Source organism: Bradyrhizobium sp. HKCCYLS20291 (genome assembly GCF_051167715.1).
In the GTDB taxonomy this organism is placed as follows: domain Bacteria; phylum Pseudomonadota; class Alphaproteobacteria; order Rhizobiales; family Xanthobacteraceae; genus Bradyrhizobium.
This window is the reverse complement of the sequence record NZ_JBNPTO010000007.1, coordinates 315,944-338,718: the sequence shown is the minus strand read 5'-3', so window position 1 is coordinate 338,718 and position 22,775 is coordinate 315,944. Positions and strand designations below refer to the sequence as shown.

At 66.4% G+C, this 22,775-nt stretch carries 17 protein-coding genes; 1 reads left to right on the top strand and 16 read right to left on the bottom strand.

Translation table 11 applies throughout. The annotated features are described in order from the left end of the window. Nucleotides 1–26 precede the first annotated feature (26 nt). From ACQR07_RS18615 to ACQR07_RS18555, 13 genes are all read right to left on the bottom strand, one after another. Entirely contained in the window at nucleotides 27–926 is a 900-nt protein-coding gene (locus tag ACQR07_RS18615) for a phosphatidate cytidylyltransferase (protein ID WP_434903668.1), read from the bottom strand. After that, nucleotides 923–1,681 (bottom strand): isoprenyl transferase, encoded by a 759-nt coding sequence (locus tag ACQR07_RS18610; protein WP_434903667.1) that lies wholly within the window; start codon nucleotides 1,679–1,681, stop codon nucleotides 923–925. The genes ACQR07_RS18615 and ACQR07_RS18610 overlap by 4 nt, the downstream gene beginning before the upstream one ends. Nucleotides 1,682–1,693: 12 nt before the next feature. Then, nucleotides 1,694–2,257: a ribosome recycling factor gene (gene frr / locus ACQR07_RS18605; protein WP_315799731.1), complete on the bottom strand. Its 564-nt coding sequence runs from the start codon at nucleotides 2,255–2,257 to the stop codon at nucleotides 1,694–1,696. Between the two features lie 156 nt (nucleotides 2,258–2,413). Beyond that, a complete protein-coding gene (gene pyrH, locus ACQR07_RS18600; protein ID WP_434903666.1) occupies nucleotides 2,414–3,130 on the bottom strand; it encodes a UMP kinase in 717 nt (238 codons plus the stop codon). A 74-nt stretch (nucleotides 3,131–3,204) separates the two neighbouring features. Continuing rightward, nucleotides 3,205–4,128 carry a translation elongation factor Ts gene (gene tsf, locus ACQR07_RS18595; protein ID WP_434903665.1) on the bottom strand — a complete coding sequence of 308 codons (924 nt, stop codon included), beginning with the start codon at nucleotides 4,126–4,128 and terminating at the stop codon, nucleotides 3,205–3,207. Between the two features lie 128 nt (nucleotides 4,129–4,256). Further along, entirely contained in the window at nucleotides 4,257–5,240 is a 984-nt protein-coding gene (locus tag ACQR07_RS18590; protein WP_434870104.1) for a 30S ribosomal protein S2, read from the bottom strand. Between the two features lie 423 nt (nucleotides 5,241–5,663). Then, nucleotides 5,664–6,626, bottom strand: a complete 963-nt coding sequence (locus tag ACQR07_RS18585) for an FHA domain-containing protein (RefSeq protein ID WP_434903664.1) — start codon at nucleotides 6,624–6,626, stop codon at nucleotides 5,664–5,666. Next, nucleotides 6,623–7,885, bottom strand: a complete 1,263-nt coding sequence (locus tag ACQR07_RS18580; RefSeq protein WP_434903663.1) for a S1C family serine protease — start codon at nucleotides 7,883–7,885, stop codon at nucleotides 6,623–6,625. Before ACQR07_RS18580 ends, ACQR07_RS18585 begins: the two co-directional genes overlap by 4 nt. A gap of 235 nt (nucleotides 7,886–8,120) precedes the next feature. Then, nucleotides 8,121–10,484, bottom strand: coding sequence for a caspase family protein (locus tag ACQR07_RS18575; RefSeq protein WP_434903716.1), 2,364 nt, complete (start codon nucleotides 10,482–10,484; stop codon nucleotides 8,121–8,123). 175 nt (nucleotides 10,485–10,659) lie between these two features. Beyond that, nucleotides 10,660–14,181 carry a DNA polymerase III subunit alpha gene (gene dnaE, locus ACQR07_RS18570; protein WP_434903662.1) on the bottom strand — a complete coding sequence of 1,174 codons (3,522 nt, stop codon included), beginning with the start codon at nucleotides 14,179–14,181 and terminating at the stop codon, nucleotides 10,660–10,662. A 497-nt stretch (nucleotides 14,182–14,678) separates the two neighbouring features. Then, nucleotides 14,679–15,392, bottom strand: coding sequence for an outer membrane protein (locus tag ACQR07_RS18565; RefSeq protein ID WP_434903661.1), 714 nt, complete (start codon nucleotides 15,390–15,392; stop codon nucleotides 14,679–14,681). A 598-nt stretch (nucleotides 15,393–15,990) separates the two neighbouring features. Then, nucleotides 15,991–16,761: an outer membrane protein gene (locus ACQR07_RS18560; protein ID WP_434903660.1), complete on the bottom strand. Its 771-nt coding sequence runs from the start codon at nucleotides 16,759–16,761 to the stop codon at nucleotides 15,991–15,993. 454 nt (nucleotides 16,762–17,215) lie between these two features. Further along, entirely contained in the window at nucleotides 17,216–18,016 is an 801-nt protein-coding gene (locus ACQR07_RS18555; protein WP_434903659.1) for a helix-turn-helix transcriptional regulator, read from the bottom strand. 114 nt (nucleotides 18,017–18,130) lie between these two features. Here ACQR07_RS18555 and ACQR07_RS18550 point away from each other — a divergent pair, with 114 nt between their 5' ends. Further along, nucleotides 18,131–19,210, top strand: a complete 1,080-nt coding sequence (locus ACQR07_RS18550) for an alcohol dehydrogenase catalytic domain-containing protein (RefSeq protein ID WP_434903658.1) — start codon at nucleotides 18,131–18,133, stop codon at nucleotides 19,208–19,210. Nucleotides 19,211–19,222: 12 nt separating this feature from the next. On the opposite strand, the gene ACQR07_RS18545 is transcribed toward ACQR07_RS18550, so the two are convergent. The 3 genes from ACQR07_RS18545 to proS all read right to left on the bottom strand — a co-directional run bounded on the left by ACQR07_RS18545 (nucleotide 19,223) and on the right by proS (nucleotide 22,638). Next, nucleotides 19,223–19,924 (bottom strand): ABC transporter ATP-binding protein, encoded by a 702-nt coding sequence (locus ACQR07_RS18545; protein ID WP_434903657.1) that lies wholly within the window; start codon nucleotides 19,922–19,924, stop codon nucleotides 19,223–19,225. A gap of 7 nt (nucleotides 19,925–19,931) precedes the next feature. Beyond that, entirely contained in the window at nucleotides 19,932–21,212 is a 1,281-nt protein-coding gene (locus ACQR07_RS18540; protein WP_434903656.1) for a lipoprotein-releasing ABC transporter permease subunit, read from the bottom strand. 94 nt (nucleotides 21,213–21,306) lie between these two features. Further along, complete coding sequence (proS, locus tag ACQR07_RS18535) at nucleotides 21,307–22,638, bottom strand: proline--tRNA ligase (RefSeq protein WP_434903655.1); 1,332 nt, start codon at nucleotides 22,636–22,638, stop codon at nucleotides 21,307–21,309. Between the last annotated feature and the right edge of the window lie 137 nt (nucleotides 22,639–22,775).

The following is a 22,775-nucleotide window of genomic DNA, read 5'->3' as shown; positions in this document are numbered from 1 at the left end:
AATCTCGACCGGTCGGCAAATGCCGGTCACCAAACCAGAAGACCGCGGCCGACGCCATCGAGGCCGCCGCGCAACAAACCCACGATTGCCGCGAGCGCGATCGCCGCGACATAGCCGTCCAGGCGGTCCAGTAGGCCGCCATGACCGGGAATGATGTGACCTGAGTCCTTGACGCCGAACCGCCGCTTGACGGCGGACTCGGCGAGGTCGCCCAACTGCGACACTACCGACAGCACCGCCGCCAGCACCAGCATGGCGACGAGCCCGCCGGCACCGGCGAGCGACCATCCGGCCGCAGCGGCGAGGCTGGCGGCGAAGCCGCCGATCGCGCCGGCCCAGGTCTTGTTCGGGCTGATGCGCGGCGCGAGCTTGGGCCCGCCGATGCCGCGTCCCGCGACATAGCCGCCGATGTCGCTCGCCCACACCACCAGAAAAACCAGCACGAGCGAGTGCCATCCCTCGGACGCATCGAAGCGCAGCAGCACGGAGGCGAGCTCGGCCGCTGCGGCATAGACGAATCCGGTCGCGCTCCACAGGCGGCGGCCCGCCGCGAGGATCGTGACCAGCACCAGCCCGAGCGCGAGCACGGCAACGGCGAAATCGATCAGGCCGAAAGCGCAGCAGATGCCGGCGAGCGCAATCGCCAAGGCGCCGGCCGTGCCGACGCTCGTGGTGCGGACCTCGCCGACCACCATCAGCCATTCGAGATAGAGGCCGACCGCGACGACCGTCACCAATGCGGTCCAGAACACGCCGCCGGCATAGGCCGCGCCGAGCGCCAGTGGCACGAGAACGAGCGCAGCAGCGATCCGCATCACGAGATTGCTGGGCGCAGACTTTTTCGGCGGCGCGGCCTCATGGCCGGGCGCGGCCTCGTGGCCGTCCTTGGCGGCATCTTCCACGGCTGCGGTGTCCGGTTTGCTCACGAGGCGGTTTTCGCCACGAGGCCGCCGAAGCGGCGCTCGCGCCGGCTGAACTCGGCAATCGCGCCTTCGAGCGCGGCCTTGTCGAAGTCGGGCCAATGCTGGGGCACGAACACCAGCTCGCTATAGGCCGCCTGCCACATCAGGAAGTTCGACAACCGCTGCTCGCCGCTGGTGCGGATGATGAGATCGGGATCGGGAATGTCGGGCGCATCGAGATGGCTTCCGATGGTGTCGGCATCGATCGAGGACGGGTCGCGGCGTCCTTCGGCCACCTCGCGCGCCAGACGCTGCGCCGCGCGTGCGATCTCCTGGCGCGAGCCGTAATTGAAGGCGACCACCAGCGTGAGCCTGGTGTTGCTGCGGGTCAGTTCTTCGGCCTCGTTCAGCAGCGCACAGATGTCGGGCTCGAGCCCATAGCGCTCGCCGATCACCCGCACGCGCACGCCGTCACGATGCAGCGTTGCGAGATCGTTACGGATGAAGCGCCGCAGCAGGCCAAACAGATCGCCGATCTCACTCGCCGGGCGCGACCAGTTTTCCGACGAGAACGAGTAGATGGTGAGATAGCGGATGCCCAGTTCATGCGAGGCACGCACGACGCGGCGCAAGGCCTCGACGCCGCGGCGATGACCTTCCGCACGCGGCAGCCCGCGCGCCGCAGCCCAGCGGCCGTTGCCATCCATGATGATGGCAACATGGGCCGGCGCATCGGACCGGTCAGGCGCCTCCGTCGCGGGGGCCGCGGCATTGGACATGAAAAGCATCCTTCAGACGGTGAGGATTTCCTTTTCCTTCGCCGCCAGCAGCTGGTCGATCTCCGAGATCACGCTGTCCGTCGCCTTCTGCACGTCCCCGGCGAACCGCTCCTGATCGTCCTCCGACATCTCGTGATTCTTCTCGAGCTTCTTGAGCGTGTCGAGCCCGTCGCGGCGGACGTGACGCACCGCGACGCGGGCAGCTTCCGCATATTTGTGCGCGACCTTCACCAGCTCCTTGCGGCGCTCCTGGTTGAGCTCGGGGATGCGCAGCCGGATCACCTGGCCTTCGGTGGCTGGCGACAGGCCGAGATTGGAATCGACGATCGCCTTCTCGACGGCCTTGACCATCGAGCGGTCCCACACCTGCACCGAGAGCAGCCGCGGCTCCGGCACGGAGACCGTGGCGAGCTGGTTGAGCGGCATGTGCGAGCCATAGGCCTCGACCTGGACCGGCTCCACCATGGAGGCCGAAGCGCGGCCGGTGCGCAGGCCGCCGAGCTCGTGCTTCAGCGCCTGCGTCGCGCCCTGCATGCGGCGCTTCAGCTCGTTGAGGTCGAAATTGCCCGTGCTCATCACGCTTTCCTTTCCTGCAACCCGGGGCTCTGCGGCCGGTTCTGCCGGACCCTGAAGGGCTGGCGGCCGGACTCACGCTATTCCCCGATGAATTCCTGTCTCGCTTACGCTTCTACCGTAGGCTGGAGACCCGTCCAACACCGGCCGGCCGCGGACTTACCCCGCGACGATGGTACCGCGCCCGGCGCCCTGAAGCATCGCAACGATCGATCCGGGTTCGGCAATTGAGAAGACAATGATAGGCAGCGACGTTTCCCGGGCAAGGGCGAATGCGGTCGCGTCCATGACCTTGTAGCCGCCCTCGATCGCCTGCGAATGGGTCAGCCGGTCGAAGCGCTTGGCGGCCGGATCCTTCTTCGGATCGGCGCTGTACACGCCGTCGACATTGGTGGCCTTCAGCACGGCCTGGGCGCCGATCTCGGCAGCCCGCAGCACCGCCGTCGTATCGGTCGTGAAATAGGGATTGCCGGTGCCGCCGCCGAGCACGACGATGCGTCCTTCGGCGAGCGCCTTGTGCGCCGCAGCGCGCGTGAACAGCTCGCAGACCTGCGGCATCACGAAGGCCGACAGCGCCACCGCCGGCGCGGCCTTGCGCTGCAGGGCGGCCTCCAGGGCCAGGCTGTTCATGACCGTGGCCAGCATGCCCATGGTATCGCCGGTCGCGCGCGAGACACCTTGCGACGACACCTCGACGCCGCGCACCATGTTGCCGCCGCCGACGACGACGGCGATCTCGATGCCAAGCTTCTGGGCCGCGATGAGGTCGTCTGCGATGCGATCGACGGTCGGCTGGTCAATGCCGAAGGAATGCGGGCCCGCGAGATACTCGCCGGACAACTTGACCACGACGCGACGATAGACCGGCTCAGCCATGTGCCAATGCTCTCCTATCCCGCGCGTTGAGATCCGGCGCGAAGGCCGCGCCGGACCGTGACCGTTCCCAGTCGTTACTTCTTGCCGCTGGCGGCGGCGACTTCGGCGGCGAAGTCGGTCTCTTCCTTCTCGATGCCCTCACCGAGCGCGTAGCGCACGAAACCGGCCACCTTGATCGGACCGCCGACCTTGCCCTCGGCTTCCTTCAGCGCCTGCGCGACCGACTTGCCGCTGTCGTGGATGAAGGCCTGCTCGAGCAGGGTGACTTCCTTGTAGTAGGTCTTCAGGCCGGACTCGACGATCTTCTCGATCACGTTCTCCGGCTTGCCCTGCTGACGATACTTGTCGGCGAGCACATCCTTCTCGCGCTTGACGATGTCCGGATCGAGACCGGCGGCATCGATCGCCTGCGGGTTGGCGGCTGCGACATGCATCGCGAGCTGACGGCCGAGCACGGCGAGCTCGTCGGTCTTGCCCGGCGACTCCAGCGCCACGATGACGCCGAGCTTGCCGGCACCCTCGATGACCGCGCCATGGACGTAGCTCGCCACCACGCCCTCGCTCACTTCGAGCGCGGCCGCGCGGCGCAGCGACTGGTTCTCACCGATGGTCGCGATCGAATCGGCGATCGCCGCCTCGACGGTGATGCTCCCGACCTTGGCGGCCTTGATCTTCTCGACATCGGCGCCGACGTCGAGCGCGACCTGGGCGATCATCTTGACCAGCCCCTGGAAGTGCTCGTTGCGCGCAACGAAGTCGGTCTCGGAGTTGACCTCGACGACAACGCCCTTCTTGCCCGCGGTCAGCGCGCCGATCAGGCCCTCGGCCGCGACGCGGCCGGCCTTCTTGGCGGCCTTCGACAGACCCTTCTTGCGCAGCCAATCCTGCGCCGCCTGCATGTCGCCGCCGGTCTCGGTGAGCGCGGCCTTGCAATCCATCATGCCCGCGCCGGTCGACTCGCGCAGGTCCTTCACCATCGCTGCGGTGATATTCGCCATTGTTGAACGTCCTTTTGCCTGTCCAAAGCGCGACGCAGCGGATGGCTCATCGCCGTCCGCTGCCAGGAAAACCTATCTCAGTCGCGATGGCCGGCGTGCGACGCCGGCCAGATTCGTGTCGTGTCGTCTTAGGCGTCGGCGAGCGACTTGGCCTGGGCAACCCAGGCATCCGCACGGCTCGGCAGACCGACTTCTTCGCCGATCTTGTGCGCCGTGTCGTGGTTGAGCTCGGCGAGCTGCCAGTAGTGGAAGATGCCGAGGTCGTTGAGCTTCTTCTCGATCGCACCCGACACGCCGGTGAGCTTCTTGAGATCGTCGGCGGTGCCGCGCGGGCCAGGCAGGCCCTGGAAGGCGGACGCGGCCGGAAGATCTTCCTCGAGCGGAGCCGCCGAGGCGCCGATGTCGACGCCGAGATCGCCCTGCGCACGCGAGATGCCATCGATGGCGGCACGCGCGATCAGGTCGCAATAAATCGAGATGGCGCGGCCGGCGTCATCGTTGCCGGGGACCACGTAGGTGATGCCCTTCGGATCGCAGTTGGTGTCGACGATCGCGGCGACCGGAATGTTGAGGCGCTGGGCCTCCTGGATCGCGATGTCTTCCTTGTTGGTGTCGATCACGAAGATCAAGTCGGGCAGACCGCCCATGTCCTTGATGCCGCCGAGCGAGCGGTCGAGCTTGTCGCGCTCACGCTGCAGGGTCAGGCGCTCCTTCTTGGTGTAGGAGTTCGCCTCGCCGGAGGACAGGACCTCATCGAGGTGACGCAGGCGCTTGATCGACGCCGAGATCGTCTTCCAGTTGGTCAGCGTGCCGCCGAGCCAGCGCGAGTTGACGAAGTACTGCGCGCAGCGCTTGGCGGCGTCGGCGACGTTGTCCTGAGCCTGGCGCTTGGTGCCGACGAACAGGATGCGGCCGCCCTTGGCGACGGTGTCGCTGACGGCCTGCAGCGCCGTGTGCAGCAGCGGCACGGTCTGGGCGAGGTCGATGATGTGGATGTTGTTACGGGTCCCGAAAATGAAATCGGCCATTTTCGGATTCCAGCGGTGAGACTGGTGACCAAAGTGAACGCCAGCTTCGAGCAGCTGGCGCATAGTGAAGTCGGGCAGCGCCATTCTAATATTCTCCGGTTGATTCCTCCGGAAACGCGTGAGCAAAAACAGGCCGTTCGGCCCGGTTTGCCACCGGACGCCCTCTGGGAGAGCCAAGTTTCCGTGTGAGATGGCGCGCTATATAGCCGGATTTTGGCGCAACGCAAGGAAAATGGGCCCTATTCCGTCTGGAGCAGCTCCGCGATCGCAATCCGGGCGCTCGGCTCATCCAGCGGCCAGAGGTCGACCGGCCCCTGGTTGGGGTTGCTGGAACTCGCAACCGCCATCACCAAGGTCCGGTCAGGCCGCCGACGGGCGGACCGATCTTGCGCGAGACAGCCGCGTATTCCGTCCCTTCCTTACCCGTGGCGCATCTGGATACCATGAACGAGGCTACGACGGGAACTCGGGACCTTCGAACCTCAGGCCAAGAGACTCACGCTCTGCTCAGCGGTCCGCACCCGCTCCCCGTGCCTCGGCGCGATCGGCGTCGAGCTTGGCCTTCAGCCGGCCGACATCGTCGAACAGGGCCTCCTGGTTCCGCAGCGGGACCAGGCGCAGCGAGGGCGGCATGAGCAGGTGGCTGAGATTGGGCCGTCCGGAATTTGCGTAGGCTTCCGACCGCTGCAGCGTCTGCACCGCGATCGCGACGATCAGCAGGAGGCCGACAACGACGGCCTTGGCGAGCAGATGCGTCCGCCCCACCTCGCGCAGATGCAGCAGGCACGCTGCCGCCAGGACGATCCAGGAAACGACGTAGCCGTAGGTGAAGACGGCCGTCCAGTTCAGCGCGAACGAGGCGATCTGCGCGAGCTCGCTATACAGCCAGAACACGACGAGCCCGGCCTCGGCGATCAGGAGATGGCGCAGGAAATGCGAGCGCCCTGAGAACAGCCGCGCCAGCAGCGCCCAGACGCCCACCCAAGCCACGACCACCCCGATCATGGTCAGCGTCGGCACGAGATAGTCCGACAGATGCGGTTCGGAGACCTGTGCGAACCACACCAGGATCGCATTCATCGCAAGCAGCACCGCGCCGAGTGCGACGGCGGCGACGATCGGGAGCGCGCTGCTCTCGGATCCCGCGAGCCGCTCCGGCTCGACGGCATGGCCGGCGTCGCGCACCCGCAGCAGCGTTTGGCCGATGCGGATCGGCTTGATGCCGTCGAGCACGAGTTGCGGCTTGCGGCTCTTGCCGCGGTCGAGAAACAGACCGTTGGCGCTGCCGAGGTCCTCGGCAACGAGGCGGCCCTCACCGTCGCGGAAGATGCGAAGGTGGCGCGCGGCGACATAGGGATCGTCGAGGATTACGTGATTGTCGTAGCCGCGGCCGATGCTGATCTCAGTGGCATCGACACGGAAGCGGCCGGCGACGTCGCGATGCTTGGAGAGGATCTCGATCCAGATCATCGCGCGACCTGCAGCCGTTCGAGGAAGCCCTTGCCGAGCCGCAACGCGTCGTCATAGGCGATCGCCTGCAGGCTGAGCCGCGACACCAGGGCCTCGTCGGCGTGATCCTGCGTCACCGCGACCAGCACGACGTCATAGAGCCCCTCGAACTCGCGATAGCCTTGCGCACACCACATGACGCGCAACGGCGGATGATCGGCTGAAGGCGTGAGGCCGACGAAATCCTCGTGGCAATGCTGTGGCGTGTACCATTTGCGGAACGAGCCGCCCATCGTGAGCCGCGGCTGCGCCAGTTGCGTCAGCGCGGTCGCGAACTGGAATTGATTGAGGTCGATGGACTTGGCGTAGGAGTGATTGACCTCGACGGTGCCGGTGTTGAGGTCGGAGGCGACATAGACGCTCGCATCGGCCTTGCAGCTGGTCGAATTGATGCTGGCGCGAGGCTTTGGCGAGGCGCTGGCGTTGGTGCTGGCCCAGCATTCGAACCACGCCGCACGGGTTTCCGGTGCCTGATAGGACCCGAACACGCGATCGCGAAATCCCTCGTCACCGAGGGACTTGTAGAGCGCGGCGCGCCAGTTCGCGAGTTGCGCGATCACGTCCTTGCGCAGATCGCCGGCGGCCGGCCTGGCATCCTTGCGTTCGAGAAGCGCGGCGGCGAAACGGGCCGGCACCAGGAAGCTGATCAGTTGTCCGCCACGGCGCGTGGCCACGTTGACGCCGACCACCTGCCCCTGCGCATTGACTGCGGGACCGCCGCTCATGCCGGGATTGAGCGCGCCGGTGAAGTGGATGTGATCGTTGTAGCTGTGCTCGACCAGCCCGTTATACGTGCCTTCGATGATGGTGAAGCCGAGATCGAGCGGATTGCCGAGTGAATAGAGCCGCTCGCCCTTCGGCAGAGGGCCATCCAGCGCCGCCTTGTCGAACGCGAAGAACGGCGCATCCTGTTTGTCGACGCGAACCAGAGCGAGGTCGTTGGGAAGATCGACAGCCAGCAGCGTGACGGCGCCCTGGCTGCCGTCGGCTCCAGTGTATTCGAGCCGATAGGTCTTCGGCTCGAGCGCGGCGTCGGACACCACGTGGTAGTTGGTGATCGCAAGTCCGTCGGCGGAGACCAGGAAGCCCGACCCGGTCGAGGTCTGGCGGCCGGCATCGGCCAGCAGCGTGCGGATTTGCAGCAGGCGCGGCGGTGCCGAGGCATAGACGGTATCCGCGCCGGGCAGCGCCTGGGCTGCGGCCGGCGAGGTGAGACCCATCACGGCAGCGCAACAGACGGCAGCGATGGCGGCGCATCGCCACACCAGTGCGCGCAAGGATCCAACACGCAACAGTCCAAGACGCAAGGATCCGATGAACGCAACCACTGATGCCCCCGCAAGACGTCGTCGGCTGCCGACGTTCTGCGCCCACGATCGATCAGTCCGGCGGTCCGGCCAATATCGAAAACGAGCCGGCGTTGCAACCGCTGCGCCGCGAAAGCCGCGCGCGGCATCAACAACGCGGAACGTTCGGCGGACACTTCTTTCCGGCCGCAGGTGGGGGCGCCGGCCGTGGCGGAGGCGGCGGCGGCGCAGGCCTTGCCATTGGCGGCGGCGGTGGCGGCCGCGCCACGGCGGCCATCGGCGGCGGTGCCGGTCGTGCCATCTGCGGCGGCGGACTCGGACGCATCATCTGGGGCGGCGGGCTCGGGCGCGCCATTTGCGGCGGCGGCGGCGCCGGCCGTGCCATCGGCGGCGGGCCAGGCGGACGCATCATCGGCGGTGGAGACGCGGGCCGGGACGGCGCGGCGCGGGCCACAGGCGCAGACGGCGCCCGCGGCGGCGGCGCACTGAATCGGGTTGGCGGCGGTTCACGACGCTGGACCGGCGGCGGCGCGGCGTGCTGCATGCGCCGCGCGTCAGGACCGCGCGGTCCGGCCGATGGCGGCTCTGGGCGTCGCGTTGCCGATGGAGGCAGCGCGGCCGCGCCAGGCTGGGTGCGGTTCGCTTGCGGGCCCGACAGCTTCTGTCGCTCTGGCGGTGGGCCCGCCGACTGATTGGCGTGCGCCGGACCTGGCGAGGGCGACGGCGAGGCCGTCAGCGGCGCGCGCGGGTTCGGCGGGTTGGCGGATGGCGGAACCGGCGGCGCACCGCGGCCCGGCACCGGCAGCGCGTTCGCGGCCGGCGGCCCGCCAGGGCCTCCTGGCCTGCCCGCTTGCGGCGGCGGTCCGCCAAGCGAGGGATTGATAAACGGGCCACGTCCTCCCGGCTGCGCGCCTGCGCCAGGCAGCGGCGCCTTGCCCTGCTGAATCAAAGTCGCGCGCTGCATGGCGGCGGGCGGCAACGCCGGAGTCGCTACGGCGGCCGGCGTCGTCGCGGGAGCCGGGCCGGTCGGCAGTGGGCCCCCTCCCCCCGGTCCGGCGGGCGCAGGACGGTTGATCACGGTGTTGATGACGGTGGTGTTGTGGATGTTCTGATAGATGATGTTGTTCGGCGGCGGCACCACGATCGCCGGCGGCCGGACATAGACCGGGATCGGCACGAACACCGGCCGCGGCAGGATGAAGACGCCGACCGGTTCGTAGGGCGGCGCCAGGTCGATGAAGTCAGGTGGCGGCGGCGGCAGCACGTAGACCGGCGGCGGTGGCGGCGGCACGAAGTCGAATTCGGGATCCGAGAACATCAGCACCGGACGCTCGACATAGGTGATCTCGTCGAGCGGCGGCGGCGGCACGTCGTACTCGATCATCGCAAAGCTCGGCGGCGGCGCCAGCTGCGCCGACAACATCGACAGCCGGCGCCGGGCGTCCTCGGCATGCGCGCCATACGGATAGCGTTTCAGGTAGGACCAATAGGCTTCCGGGCTGTCGTTGCGATAGGTCCGGCGCCACGTCAGCGCCTCACGACGGGCGGCCACGATGGCGCGCACGCGCCGCGCCAGCGGATCGCCCGGATAGGCGGCCATGAAGTCCTCATAGCCCTGCAGGGTGTCGCGCTCCAGCGCGGCGGCATAGGCCTCCTGCACCGGCAGTTCGCGGATCGGCCGCGCACGCAGTGCCGCGGTCTGCTCGGCCGATGCCTGCGGCGCGGGCGCGTCCGGCGCGCGCTCGAAGAAGGTGAAGGCGGCCTGGACCTTCTGCGCATCCCACGGCACCTGCGCGCCCTTGGTCTCCTCGTTGACGCGCAGCCGCAGCCGGTCGAACACCTCCGGCAGCGACAGACCGCCGGTGCGGATCATCTCCGCGAGCGAACGCGCATAGACGCCGTAGGCGCCGGTCTCGTTCGGCGCGATCGTGCCCGGCGCCGCATTGAAGGCGATCAGCATGTTGTTGTCGGGCTCGACCAGCGCCAGTCCGCCCGCGATCGTCGTGGCGTTGGCGATGAAGGGCTGCTGGCGTGCCGCGTCGACGACGACGACGCCCGCCTTCAGCGGCGTCGCAGCAAGCTGGCGGATGTAGTCGCTCAGACGCAATCCCTCGGTCGGGATGTCCACATCGGCGGTGATGTTGGCGTCGACCGGGATGAAATAGTTCTCGCCGGCAAGCTGCATGCCGTAGCCGGCGAGATAGACCATCGCGACCGTGTCGCCATTCGACGACTGGGCCTTGTGAATGAAATCACGAAAGCTCTTGCGCAGGGTGTCGGCATCGAGGTCGCGGGCGCCGACCACGTCGAAGCCCGCCGCCTGCAGCGTCTGCGCGATCAGGCCGGCGTCATTGGCGGCGGTGGCCAGCGGCCCCTTGGCATAGGCGCTGTTCCCGATCACGAGCGCGATGCGCTTTTCGGTTCCCGGCTGCTGCGCTGCGGCAGGACTGGCCAGAGCGGCCAGCGCCAGCAGGCAGAACGAGACACTCAAGATGATCTTGGCCGTGCGCATCGCTTCGAGCCCTTTCAAGGCACCATCAACCGGATTCAGCGCGAGCATGGCTGAACCGCGGTTGAACGGAGGCGTGTCAGGACAGCCCGCGGCGAGCTTTTTCGTTCCGCATCATCCGTTCGGACCGTCAAACAACCGCGATCGGGGCTGCAGCGACGGGCACGACCGCTGACGGTCAGAGTTGCTGCACGTCGACCACGCCGGTCACCGCCTTGATGGCGCCTGCAATTTGTGGCGAAACCTTGAAGCGGCCCGGCAGCTTCATCTCCACCTCGGTCTCCAGGTCGAGCATCATCACCAGCGAGACCTCGCCCTCACCAGCCGCCGCCCGCGGCGCGAGCGGCGGTGCGGCACTCTTCGTGAGCGCGCCATGACCGTTCGCGGCCTCCGGCCCCTGCAGCCGCTTGACGATGGAATCGAGCGGCTTGGTGTCGCGCAGGAAGATGCGCAGGCCGCGCTGCGTCTTGGCGGCGGCATCATCGAGCGGCTCGGCATGCAGCACGCGCGCCCGCACGTCCTCGCCCTGAAGCTCGGCGCCGAGCTGCAGCAGCACGGCCGCGCCCGGCTCGAGCACGTCGCGATACTGCGCGAGCCCCTCCGAGAACAGCACGGCCTCGAAATGGCCGGTCGGGTCCGACAGGCCCATGATGCCCATCTTGTTGCCGGTCTTGGTGCGCCGCTCCATGCGCGACACCACGGTCGCGGCGACCTTGCCCGCGGTGGCGCCGGTCTTCACCGCGCGCGAGAACTCGGCCCAGCTCTGCACCCGCAGCCGCTTCAGCGCCGCGGCGTAGTCGTCGAGCGGATGGCCCGACAGGAAGAAGCCGATGGCGTCGTATTCGCGCCGCAGGCGCTCGGCCGGCAGCCAGTTCTCGATGTTCGGCAGAATGATCGCGGGGGCATCGGCGGCGTTGCCGAACATATCGTTCTGTCCGGACGTCGCAGCCTCGTTGGCGCGCTGGCAGGCGGCGACGATGGCGTCGGCGCCGGCGAACACGCGCGCGCGGTTCTTGTCGAGACAGTCGAAGGCGCCGGCGGCAGCCAGCGTCTCGATGATACGCTTGTTGATGGCGCGCGGATTGACGCGGGAGGCGAAGTCGGCGAGCGACGTGAACGGTCCGCCCTTGTTGCGAGCCTCGACGATCATCTCGATCGCCTGCGGACCGACGCCCTTCAGCGCGGCGAGCGCATAGAAGATGGTGTTGCCGCTGACCTCGAAGGTCGGGCCTGACCGGTTGATCGACGGCGGCTCGACCTTGATGCCCAGGCGCTGCGCCTCGGCGCGAAATTCCGAGAGCTTGTCCGTATTGTTGAGATCGAGCGTCATCGACGCCGCGATGAACTCCACCGGGTAATGCGCCTTCATATAGGCGGTGTGATAGGACACCAGCGCGTAGGCGGCGGCGTGCGACTTGTTGAAGCCGTAGTCGGCGAACTTCGCCAACAGATCGAAGATGGTGTCGGCCTGGTCCTTCGGCACGCCGTTCTTGACCGCGCCCTCGACGAAGCGGACGCGCTGCTTGTCCATCTCGGCGCGGATCTTCTTGCCCATGGCGCGGCGCAGCAGGTCGGCTTCGCCGAGCGAGTAGCCCGACATCTGCTGCGCGACCTGCATCACCTGCTCCTGGTAGATGATGACGCCGAAGGTTTCCTTGAGGATCGGCTCCAGGATCGGATGCAGATATTCCGGCTCCTCCTCGCCGTGCTTGCGGGCGCAGTAGGTCGGGATGTTGGCCATCGGGCCCGGGCGATACAGCGCCACCAGCGCGATGATGTCCTCGAAGCGGTCCGGGCGCATGTCGATCAGCGCCCGGCGCATGCCCTGGCTTTCAACCTGGAACACGCCGACCACATCGCCCCGCGCCAGCATCTGGTAGCTCGGCGCGTCGTCGATCGGCAAGGTCGCGAGATCGACATGGATGTCGCGCTGCTTCAACAGCTTCACCGCGACGTCGAGCACGGTCAGCGTCTTCAGGCCGAGGAAGTCGAACTTGACGAGACCGGCCGGCTCGACCCACTTCATGTTGAACTGGGTGACCGGCATGTCCGATTTCGGATCGCGATACATCGGCACCAGCTCGCTGAGCGGCCGGTCGCCGATCACGATGCCCGCGGCGTGGGTCGAGGCGTGGCGCGTCAGGCCTTCGAGGCGCATCGCGATGTCGAAGGCGCGCGCCACCACCGGGTCCTCGTCGCGGAACGCCTGCAGCTTCGGCTCGCCCTCGATCGCGGCGGCGAGCGTCACCGGCGCGGCTGGATTCTGCGGCACGAGCTTAGTGAGCTTGTCGACCTGGCCATAGGGCATCTGCAGCACGCGGCCGACGTCGCGCAGCACGCCGCGCGCCTGCAAGGTACCGAAGGTGATGATCTGCGCCACTTGGTCACGGCCATAGCGCTGCTGAACGTAGGAGATCACCTCGCCGCGGCGGTCCTGGCAGAAGTCGATGTCGAAGTCCGGCATCGACACGCGCTCGGGATTGAGGAAGCGTTCGAACAGCAGCGCAAAGCGCATCGGGTCGAGGTCGGTGATGGTCAAGACCCACGCGACCAGCGAGCCGGCGCCGGAGCCGCGGCCCGGTCCGACCGGGATGCCGTGCGCCTTGGCCCATTTGATGAAGTCGGACACGATCAGGAAGTAGCCCGCGTACTTCATGCGCATGATGACGTCGAGCTCGAAGGCGAGCCGCTTCTGATAGTCCTCTTCCGTCATGCCCGGCGCCATCCCGTGGACCTTGAGGCGGCGTGCGAGGCCCTCCTCCGCCTGACGCTTCAGCTCGGCGGCCTCGGCGCTGGCCGCGTCCACGGTATCGCCGCTGCCCGCGCCGACCGTGAAGAATGGCAGGATCGGCTTGCGCGTGCGCGGTCGGTAGGAGCAGCGCTCGGCGATCTCCACCGTCGACGCGAGCGCCTCCGGAATGTCGGCGAACAGCACCGCCATCTCCGCCCGCGTCTTGAAGCGATGCTCGGGCGTCAGCTGCACGCGCTCGGTGTCGGCGATCAGATGGCCGCCGGCGATGCACAGCAGCGCGTCATGCGCCTCGTAGTCGTCGGCGGTCGCGAAATATGGCTCGTTGGTCGCAACCAGCGGGAGCCCCTTCTCGTAGGCGATGTCGATCAGCCCGCCCTCGACGCGGCGTTCGCGCTCGATGCCGTGGCGCTGCAGCTCGATGTAGAGACGGTCGCCGAACAGGCTCGCCAGCCGCTCGCAGCGCTGCATGGCCAGCGCGGCCATGTCGTGCTGGAGCGCGAGCGAGATCGGCCCATCGGGACCGCCCGTCAGCGCGATCACGCCGTCGACGCCTTCGGTGAGCCAGTCGAACTTGATGTGCGGCGCCTGATGCGTCGGTGTGTCCAGGAACGCGCGCGAGTTCAGCCGCATGAGGTGGCGGTAGCCCTCCTCGCGCGCAGCCAGCAGAACGATTCGCGACGGCTGCGCCACCGCCCCCGCGTTGCGGGCGTTGGGGTCCATATCGCCGAAATCGATCGCGAGCTCGCAGCCGACGATCGGCTGGATGCCGTAGCCCGCCATCTTGTCTGAGAATTCCAGCCCGCCGAACATGTTGTCGGTATCGGTCAAGGCCAGCGCCGGCTGGCGATCGGCCTTGGCGAGTTCGCCGAGCTTGCCGATCTTGATCGAGCCCTTCAGCAGCGAATAGGCAGAGTGGACGTGGAGATGGACGAATCCGGCGCTGGACATGCTCGACTTGCGACTTCCCTGGGGGCGTTCCGAGATCACGGTGCGGTCCGGGGGCGCGCTCCGGTGTCATGAACCGCAGCCGTCAGGCGAGGTCATGAACCGATGCCAACCGATGTTCCCGACCGACTCGCTACGCATGATATCGGACGCCCGCGAGCGAGTCTGGCGGTCCGGCCCGCTGTCCGGCTTTTCCCCAGCAGCGACGGCCGCAAAAACCTACAGCTGCGGAATGATTTGGGCCCAGAGCGCAATCATCCCAACGAACAGCGTGATCGACGCCAGTGCGGCGGCTTCTTCGACGAAAACCTTCAGCATGGAGACCTCCCCGAGTCAGAACATATGAAGAACAATGTTCCTTTTTTGTTCTCAGGTCAAGCACACTGAAGGGCATAGCGACCAACCCGTGCAGCACGTGGTTAATCGGCACGGGTCAACTCACGAAAAAGCCCCGGCGCGAACGCCGGGGCTGGTCGATTCCGCCGATCTCAAATGGCCAATCAGTACTTGGAGATGGTCGGGCCGCCGAAGCGATAGTTCAGGCGGGCCGTGAACAGGTCGACGTCCTGCTTGATGCTGTCGGGACCGAACGCGCCGAAGCTGACGGTGTGGCGATCCATGAACAGATGGTCGTACTCGACGCCGAGCGACCAGTTCGGAGCAAAGCCGTACTCAAGGCCGGCACCGACCACCCCGCCCCAGCGCGTATCGGTGTTCGAGGCGAGGAATGCCCCGTTCACCGCGTTGGTGATCGTGTACGTGTTGCTGGTCAAGGCCGCACCGCCCTTGGCGTAGAGCAGCACGTTGTTCCAGGCGTAGCCGATCTGCCCGGTGAACAGACCGAACGCATCGGTCTTGGTGCGGTTGCGGGTTGCGAACACCGCGCTCAGATTGTCACCGGAGAAATCCGCCCAGTTGCCCTGCGCCTCGACGCCGAACACCACCGGACCGGTCTGCCAGCGATAGCCGACCTGGCCACCGACAGTGCCGCCCGTCGAATCGTGCGAGCCTTCGCGGCCACCGCCGACCAGATCCCACGTGTTGTGGCTCCAACCGCCGCCACCGTTCACACCGATGTAGAAACCGCTCCAGTCATAGATCGCCGCCATCATGGCCGGCGGTGCCTTCGTGTAGGGACGCGCGGCGAGGTCCGCAGCAAGCGCCGGCGAGGCCAGCACCACGAGCGCCGTCGTCGTCAACAGAAGTTTGTTCATCACAGGTCCAGTCTCGTCTCATTTGGCCCCCAGGCCAGCCGCACGTCTTACCGATCCGCGCCACAATTGCTGTAGCCGCGATGTCACAGCTGATGTTTGGAACGCCTCCGGACATGACACGAAATGTTGTTTAATCACAGTGTGTTGATGGAACTTCTCGGTACCGCCCAGCGGCGCAGCAAGGGAAGACTTTTGCGCCGCCGCCGCGACAGGCGGGGGTTCCAGCTATCGAGCGATGTGAGGGAGATCGGTGGCGTTTGAAATCTCTTTGCCGCCTTGTCCGCGCCGACCTCTTTGTCGAAACCCACGATCCGGAAGAGACAGCCGGCATCAGGTCCGCGCTCTGTCTGCAGGAGGACAAGTTATCCCCTGCTTCGCCGGCGTGAGCGACGATTCGCGCGCCGCCCTGTCCTGCCCCGATCGGCAATGCATCAAGCCGCGGCCAGCGCGGCTGGCCCCCCCGCCGCGACCTATCCGCGCGTGTTCGAACAGAACTGAGGAGTGCGCGACGGCGCCCGGCGCGTTGCCGACCTCATAAACGACAACGGGCGCCCGCCGCTCTACGCGACGAACGCCCGTTCTCGTTAAGAACGAAGCCTTAGTGCATCATTCCGAAGCCTGGGCCGAACTTGTAGTTCAGCTTCACGAGCCCGATGTCGACATCCTGCTTGATGCGATGGGTCATCGCGGGCTGGCCTGCGGCTGCCACGAAATTCAGATTCTTGTTGCCCAGGAAGATGTGATCATATTCGACGCCCACCGACCAGTTCGGGGCGAAGCCATATTCGAGGCCGGCACCGATCGTTGCCCCCCATCGCGTCGTGTTGGCGCGGTCGAGCATGACGTTGGTTCCGGTCGTGAACGTGTCGTAGCGGTCACTCACGACGGCCGCACCACCCTTGAAGTAGCCCAGGATGTTGTCCACGGAGTAACCGATCTGGCCCGTGAACAGGCCAAATGCGTTGGTCCGCGAGCGGTCGCTGACGTTGGGAAGAATCAGGTTGCGGTTGGTGCCCTGGAAATTGGCCCAGTCGCCCTGCGCTTCGGCACCGAACACCCAGTTCGCCATCTGGTAGCGATAGCCGACCTGGCCACCGACGGCCGCCCCGCCGCCGCCGGAACAGCCTTCGCGATTCGCGGCCGGATTGACCGCCACACCGGCGTTCGAGACGAGATTCCAGCAGTCACGGCTGGAGCCGCCACCGGCGTTGAAACCGACATAGAAGCCGCTCCAGTCATACACCGTCGCCATCACGGCGGGCGGAGCCTTGGTGTAGGCCCTCTTCATCGGAAGATCAGCTGCGAAAGCAGACGTCGCCACGGCCATCGCGCCGAGTCCCACCGTTGCGCCGAAAAGCGTTTTCATCATCGAACTCCGTAGCTTCTGTCCCAAGGTCCCCACACTCTCTGTTCCGTGCACAAGCATGCAACGCGACGAAGCGTTCATGCCTTTCGCAGCCGCTTCGCCGACATCAACCGATGTGCCAGATTAGAACCGCCGTTTCCGGCTTTTTGGGGGAGGTCAGCAAATACCTGTTTTGAAAGGCTTTGGTGGCAAACCGAACAAACAACTAACAGGATGTGTGGAGGAGTCGTGACCAGAATCCACGCTCCGCCACAATGCGACCGGCGCAAAAAGCGCGACAGAGAAACTCCCCGCCGCGGAACCTGCCTCATCGCGTCTCAATCGTGAATTCTTCAGGGCTTCACGATAGAACTGCGAATGCTTGGCATCATCATACGCAAACCTGACGAATGTGTGATCGCGATTCGTGTACGCACGTCGAACACACGCAACCACCCGCCGGCCGCGGCGCCAGCATTCACGTGTAGTAGATCGCAAGCTTCAGCGCTGGATCGTCGTTGGACTGGAACGTCGCATAGCGGAGCCTCACGCACCCCTTCTTCGGATGCTCGACCAGCTTCTCTCCGGCCGCAAGCGGCGTGACGTCGTGAGCCGCCCACAACGCGTCGAACTCGCGACTCCCGTGTCGCAGCCGCTCGATCAGATCCATAAAGGCAGGATCGCCCGCGAACAAATCGTAGGTCGCCCGAAACTGCGCGACCATCCGCTGCGCCAGGTCTTTCCATTGCCCGCCGAACAGCCGGCGGACGCGCGGAATGCACAGCATGAGCAGCAGCGTGTTGCGCTCCTCGTCAGCGAGTTGTGAGAACCCGAAGATCTCATCCGCCGCGGCGTTCCAGGCCAGGACGTCCCATCGTCGGCCGGAGATGTAAGCAGGCTGATTCAAGCTCTGCACCATCTCGCGCAATCTGGCCGGCACCTGTTCGCGTACGAACGGCTTTCGCGCAGGCTCACGCACCAGCGCCCTGAGGTGAGCGTGCTCGGTCCGGTTCAGGCGGAGGGCACGCGCCAGCGCGTCGATCGTCGAGGACGACGGCTTCACGGCGCGGCCCTGCTCGAGCCGGATGTACCAATCGACGCCGATGCCGGCGAGCTCAGCGACTTCCTCCCGCCGCAGCCCCGCGGTGCGCCGCCGCCGCCCGGGCGCGAGCCCGACCGCCTGCGGCGTCAGCTTCTCACGCCGTGAGCGCAGGAAGTTGCCGAGTTCGGCATGTCTTCTATCACGATGTCTTGGATCACTATGTCTTGGATCACTCACGGCACGCTCCAGACGCCGGGCTGGGCTCATCCAATCCCAGGATAATACCAGGCCTTCCTACGCGCAGCATAGACCGGCAGGTTTGGCCACGACACCAGCGAATGGAGAAGGACCATGAAGGCAGCCGTGCTGAAGCGCTTTGGATCGCCGCTTGCGATCGAGCCTGTCGATGACCCCGTGCTCGGCACCGGAGAGGTCATCGTCGACATCGCCGCGGCAAGCGTGCTGTCCTACGCGAACGAGGTGTTCAGCGGTGAGCGCAAATATCTGCTCGAGCCGCCGGCCATCCCCGGGACGGGCGGCATCGGACGGGTCAGCGCGCTCGGCCCCGATGCGACGCATCTCGCCGTCGGCGACTGGGTGTATTGCGATCCGACGGTGCGCTCACGTGACGATGAGCTCGCTCCCGACATCACGCTGCAGGGCCTGAGCGCGCGCGGCCCCGGCGGCTTGAAGCTGCAGCAGCATTTCCGGCACGGCTCGTTCGCGCAGCGCATGCGCATCCCGACCGAGAATGCCAAGCCGATCGGCGCCATCGCCCCTGATGAGGCCGCGCAATGGTGCGCGCTCGGCACGCTGCTCGTGCCCTATGGCGGCTTTCTCGCCGCCAATCTGCAGGCCGGCGAGACGGTGCTGGTCAGCGGCGCCACGGGGCGGTTCGGCAGCGCCGCCGTCGCGGTGGCGCTGGCAATGGGCGCCACTGCAGTCGTGGCGCCCGGCCGCAACGAGGCCATGCTGGGAGAGCTCCAGCGCAGGTTCGGCCCTCGTGTCCATCCGGTCAGGCTGTCGGGCGACGAGAGCGAGGACACCGCGCGCATGATGCGCGCCGCGCCCGGCCCGATCGACTGCGTGCTCGACATCATGCCGCCCTCGGTCGCCACCAGCGTGGTGCGCGCGGCCGTGATGACCGTGCGTCCCTATGGGCGGGTTGTACTGATGGGCGGTGTCGGCATGCTTGGCGGCAGCGGGCTCGACCTGCCCTATCCCTGGATCATGCGCAACTGCGTCACCATCCACGGCGTCTGGATGTATCCGCCCAGCGCAGCGGTCCGGATGGTCGGGCTGATCAGGGCGGGACTTCTCGATCTCACGCAGTTCAAGCCGACCTGTTTCGACCTCGATCGCGCCAACGACGCCGTCGCCCATGCGGCCGCGCATCGCCAGCCGTTCGAGATGACCGTGATCACGCCCTGATCTTGGCGGGGCTCAATCCAGCTCGACGACCTTGCCGCCGACGATGGAGACGCGCCGGTCCATGCGGCCCGCCAGCTCCATGTTGTGGGTTGCGATCAGCATCGCGACCCGCGTGGCCTTCACGAGCTGCATCAGGGCGTGAAAGACGTGATCGGCAGTGCCGGGATCGAGATTGCCGGTCGGCTCGTCCGCCAGCAGTGCGCGCGGCGCGTTGGCCACCGCCCGTGCGATCGCGACCCGCTGCTGCTCGCCGCCGGAAAGCTCGGCCGGACGATGCTTGATGCGCTCGCTCAGGCCGAGATAGGCCAGGATCTCGGTTGCCCGCTTCACCGTCTCGGATCGCTTCAGGCCGCGGATCATCTGCGGCAGCATCACGTTCTCGAGCGCAGTGAATTCTGGCAGCAGCCGATGCGACTGGTAGACGAAGCCGATGTCGGTGCGGCGCATCTGGGTGCGCTCGATGTCGGTCAGCTGCGACGTCGGCACGCCGCCGACATAGACCTCGCCCTCGTCGGGACTTTCCAGCAGACCCGCGATGTGCAGCAGGGTCGACTTGCCCGAGCCCGACGGCGCCACCAGCGCCACCGACTGTCCAGCCCAGAGCGCCAGCTTGGCGCCGTCCAGGATCGTCAGCGGCTTTTCGCCCTGCATGTACTGGCGCTTCACCTCGTGAAGATAAACGACCGGTACATCCTCCGCCCCCTGCTCGTCCATCAGCGCCTCACTCGTAGCGCAACGCTTCGACCGGATCTAACCGGGCGGCGCGCCACGATGGGTAGAGGGTAGCCAGAAAAGACAGCGTCAGCGCCATGATCACCACGGCGCTGGTCTCACCGGGATCGATCTCGGCCGGCAGCTTCGACAGGAAATACAGCGTCGGATCGAACAGGTCCGTATTGGTCAGCCACGAGAGAAACAGCCGGATGGTCTCGATGTTCAGGCAGATCAGCAATCCCACGATGAATCCGGTGAGCGTGCCGACCACGCCGATCGAGGCGCCGGTGATCAGGAAGATCCGCATGATGGCGCCCTGCGAGGCGCCCATCGTCCTGAGCACCGCGATATCCTGCCCCTTGTCCTTCACCAGCATGATCAGCCCCGACACGATGTTAAGGGCGGCTACCAGCACGATCAGGGTCAGGATCAGGAACATCACGTTGCGCTCGACCTGGAGCGCATTGAAGAAGGTCGAATTGCGCTGCCGCCAGTCGACCAGAAAGATGGGCCGGCCGGCCGCCTCGGTCACCGTCTTGCGGAACTGCTCGACCTTGTCGGGATTGCTGGTGAAGATCTCGATCGCGGTGACGTCGTTGTTGCGGTTGAAATACGCCTGCGCCTCCGCCAGCGGCATGAAGACGAAGCTGGAATCGTATTCCGACATGCCGATCTCGAACACCGCCGCGACCTTGTAGGGCTTGATGCGCGGCGTGGTCCCCATCGGCGTGACGGCGCCCTTCGGAGCGACCAGCGTGATGCTGTCGCCGGCGTGCAGCGACAGCTGGTCCGCAAGCCGGCGGCCGATCGCGACTCCCTGCCCCTCGTCGAACCCTTCGAGCGAGCCCTGCTTGATGTTCTTGGCAATCGACGTCAGGTTGATCAGGTCCTGCGAGCGGATGCCGCGGATGAAGACGCCGGAGGCGTTGAACGGCGACGAGCCCAGTCCCTGGCCATCGACCACGGGCGCAGCGAGCCGGATGCCCTGCACCTGCGCGATCCGATCCGAGACGTCCTTCCAGTCCGTCAGCGGCGATTCCAGCGGCTGCACCAGCAGATGTCCGTTGAGACCGAGGATCTTGTCGAGCAGCTCCTTGCGAAAGCCGTTCATGACGGCCATCACGATGATCAGGGTCGCGACACCCAGCATGATGCCGAGGAACGAGAACCCTGCGATGACGGAGATGAACCCTTCCCGGCGGCGCGCGCGCAGATAACGCCCCGAGAGCATCCACTCGAAGGGGGCGAAGGGCGCCGTCTGCACGGGGTCGGTCATGGTGTCATCCATCGCGCGATCATCCCATGATTCGGGCCGAATGTGGCCGGATTGGCCTTGAGCGGGCTGGCTGCCACGGTGGATAATCCGCTGATCGAACGTCCGCTCAGCCCGCAACAGTTCCGCCGAGCCGCGCCACGACGTCGGCGGGCGACATCATGTGCCGCGCGCCGTCGCTGCGCGCCTTCACCTCGACCTTGCCTTCGGCAAGGCTCTTGGGGCCGACCATGATCTGCCAGGGAATGCCGATCAGGTCGGCGGTGGCAAACTTGCCGCCGGCACGCTGCTCGGTGTCGTCGTAGAGCACGTCGACGCCCTTGGCGAGCAGATCGCGATAGAGCTGCTCGCAGGCCGCATCCGTATCAGAGCCGCCCTGCTTGAGGTTGAGGATGACGGCGCGGAACGGCGCGACCTCCTCCGGCCATTTGATGCCGGCATCGTCGTGGCAGGCCTCGATGATGGCGCCCGCGAGGCGCGAGACGCCGACGCCATAGGAGCCGCCATGGACGGTGACTTCGGCGCCTTCGGGACCGGCGACCAGCGCCTTCATCGGCTCGGAATATTTGGTGCCGAAGTAGAAGATCTGGCCGACCTCGATGCCGCGGGTGTGGACGCGCCGCTCCGCCGGCACCTCGGCCTCGAAGCGGGCGCCGTCATGGACGTCCTCGGTCGCAGCGTAGAGCGAGGTCCATTCCTTGATGATCGGCGTCAGGTCGCCGTCATAGTCGACAGAAGCCGGCGGGATCGGCAGGTCGAGCACGTTGCGGTCGCAATACACGCCGGACTCGCCGGTCTCGGCGAGCACGATGAACTCGTGGCTGAGATCGCCGCCGATCGGGCCGGTCTCGGCGCGCATCGGGATGCCCTTCAGGCCCATCCGCGCAAAGGTCCGCAAATAGGCGACGAACATCTTGTTGTAGGCGCGCCGCGCCCCGGCTTCGTCGAGATCGAACGAATAGGCGTCCTTCATCAGGAATTCGCGGCCGCGCATCACGCCGAAGCGCGGACGCTGCTCGTCGCGGAATTTCCATTGGATATGATAGAGATTGAGCGGCAGGTTACGGTAGGACTTCACGTAGGCCCGGAAGATCTCCGTGATCATTTCCTCGTTGGTCGGCCCGTACAGCAGCTCGCGCTTGTGGCGATCGGCGATGCGCAGCATCTCCGGACCATAGGCGTCGTAGCGGCCGCTCTCGCGCCAGAGGTCGGCGAGCTGTAGCGTCGGCATCAGCAGCTCCAGCGCGCCGGCCCGGTTCTGCTCCTCGCGGACGATCTGCTCGATCTTCTTCAGCACCTTGAAGCCCAGCGGCAGCCAGGCATAGATCCCGGCGGCCTCCTGCCGCAGCATGCCGGCGCGCAGCATCAGGCGGTGCGAGACGATCTCGGCTTCCTTCGGGTTTTCTTTCAGGATCGGCAGGAAAAACCGCGACAGACGCATGGGGCCAGGCCTTCGGGATTCGGTTTGGGCTGGCGCAGTCAAACCGGATCGAGCGGCAAAACACAAGACTGGGATTGAGAAAAAGCGGCTAAGCCGCCGGATTCCCAATCATTTTACTGGCTGCGCTGAAGCGGAGG

Bases quoted from the DNA above. Each gene is read 5' to 3' on its own strand.
- ACQR07_RS18610 (WP_434903667.1), bottom strand. From the start codon at position 1,681: ATGTCCAATGCCGCGGCCCCCGCGACGGAGGCGCCTGACCGGTCCGAT.
- frr (WP_315799731.1), bottom strand. From the start codon at position 2,257: ATGAGCACGGGCAATTTCGACCTCAACGAGCTGAAGCGCCGCATGCAG.
- pyrH (WP_434903666.1), bottom strand. From the start codon at position 3,130: ATGGCTGAGCCGGTCTATCGTCGCGTCGTGGTCAAGTTGTCCGGCGAG.
- tsf (WP_434903665.1), bottom strand. From the start codon at position 4,128: ATGGCGAATATCACCGCAGCGATGGTGAAGGACCTGCGCGAGTCGACC.
- ACQR07_RS18590 (WP_434870104.1), bottom strand. From the start codon at position 5,240: ATGGCGCTGCCCGACTTCACTATGCGCCAGCTGCTCGAAGCTGGCGTT.
- ACQR07_RS18585 (WP_434903664.1), bottom strand. From the start codon at position 6,626: ATGATCTGGATCGAGATCCTCTCCAAGCATCGCGACGTCGCCGGCCGC.
- ACQR07_RS18580 (WP_434903663.1), bottom strand. From the start codon at position 7,885: ATGGGTCTCACCTCGCCGGCCGCAGCCCAGGCGCTGCCCGGCGCGGAT.
- ACQR07_RS18575 (WP_434903716.1), bottom strand. From the start codon at position 10,484: ATGCGCACGGCCAAGATCATCTTGAGTGTCTCGTTCTGCCTGCTGGCG.
- dnaE (WP_434903662.1), bottom strand. From the start codon at position 14,181: ATGTCCAGCGCCGGATTCGTCCATCTCCACGTCCACTCTGCCTATTCG.
- ACQR07_RS18565 (WP_434903661.1), bottom strand. From the start codon at position 15,392: ATGAACAAACTTCTGTTGACGACGACGGCGCTCGTGGTGCTGGCCTCG.
- ACQR07_RS18560 (WP_434903660.1), bottom strand. From the start codon at position 16,761: ATGATGAAAACGCTTTTCGGCGCAACGGTGGGACTCGGCGCGATGGCC.
- ACQR07_RS18550 (WP_434903658.1), top strand. From the start codon at position 18,131: ATGAAGGCAGCCGTGCTGAAGCGCTTTGGATCGCCGCTTGCGATCGAG.
- ACQR07_RS18545 (WP_434903657.1), bottom strand. From the start codon at position 19,924: ATGGACGAGCAGGGGGCGGAGGATGTACCGGTCGTTTATCTTCACGAG.
- ACQR07_RS18540 (WP_434903656.1), bottom strand. From the start codon at position 21,212: ATGGATGACACCATGACCGACCCCGTGCAGACGGCGCCCTTCGCCCCC.
- proS (WP_434903655.1), bottom strand. From the start codon at position 22,638: ATGCGTCTGTCGCGGTTTTTCCTGCCGATCCTGAAAGAAAACCCGAAG.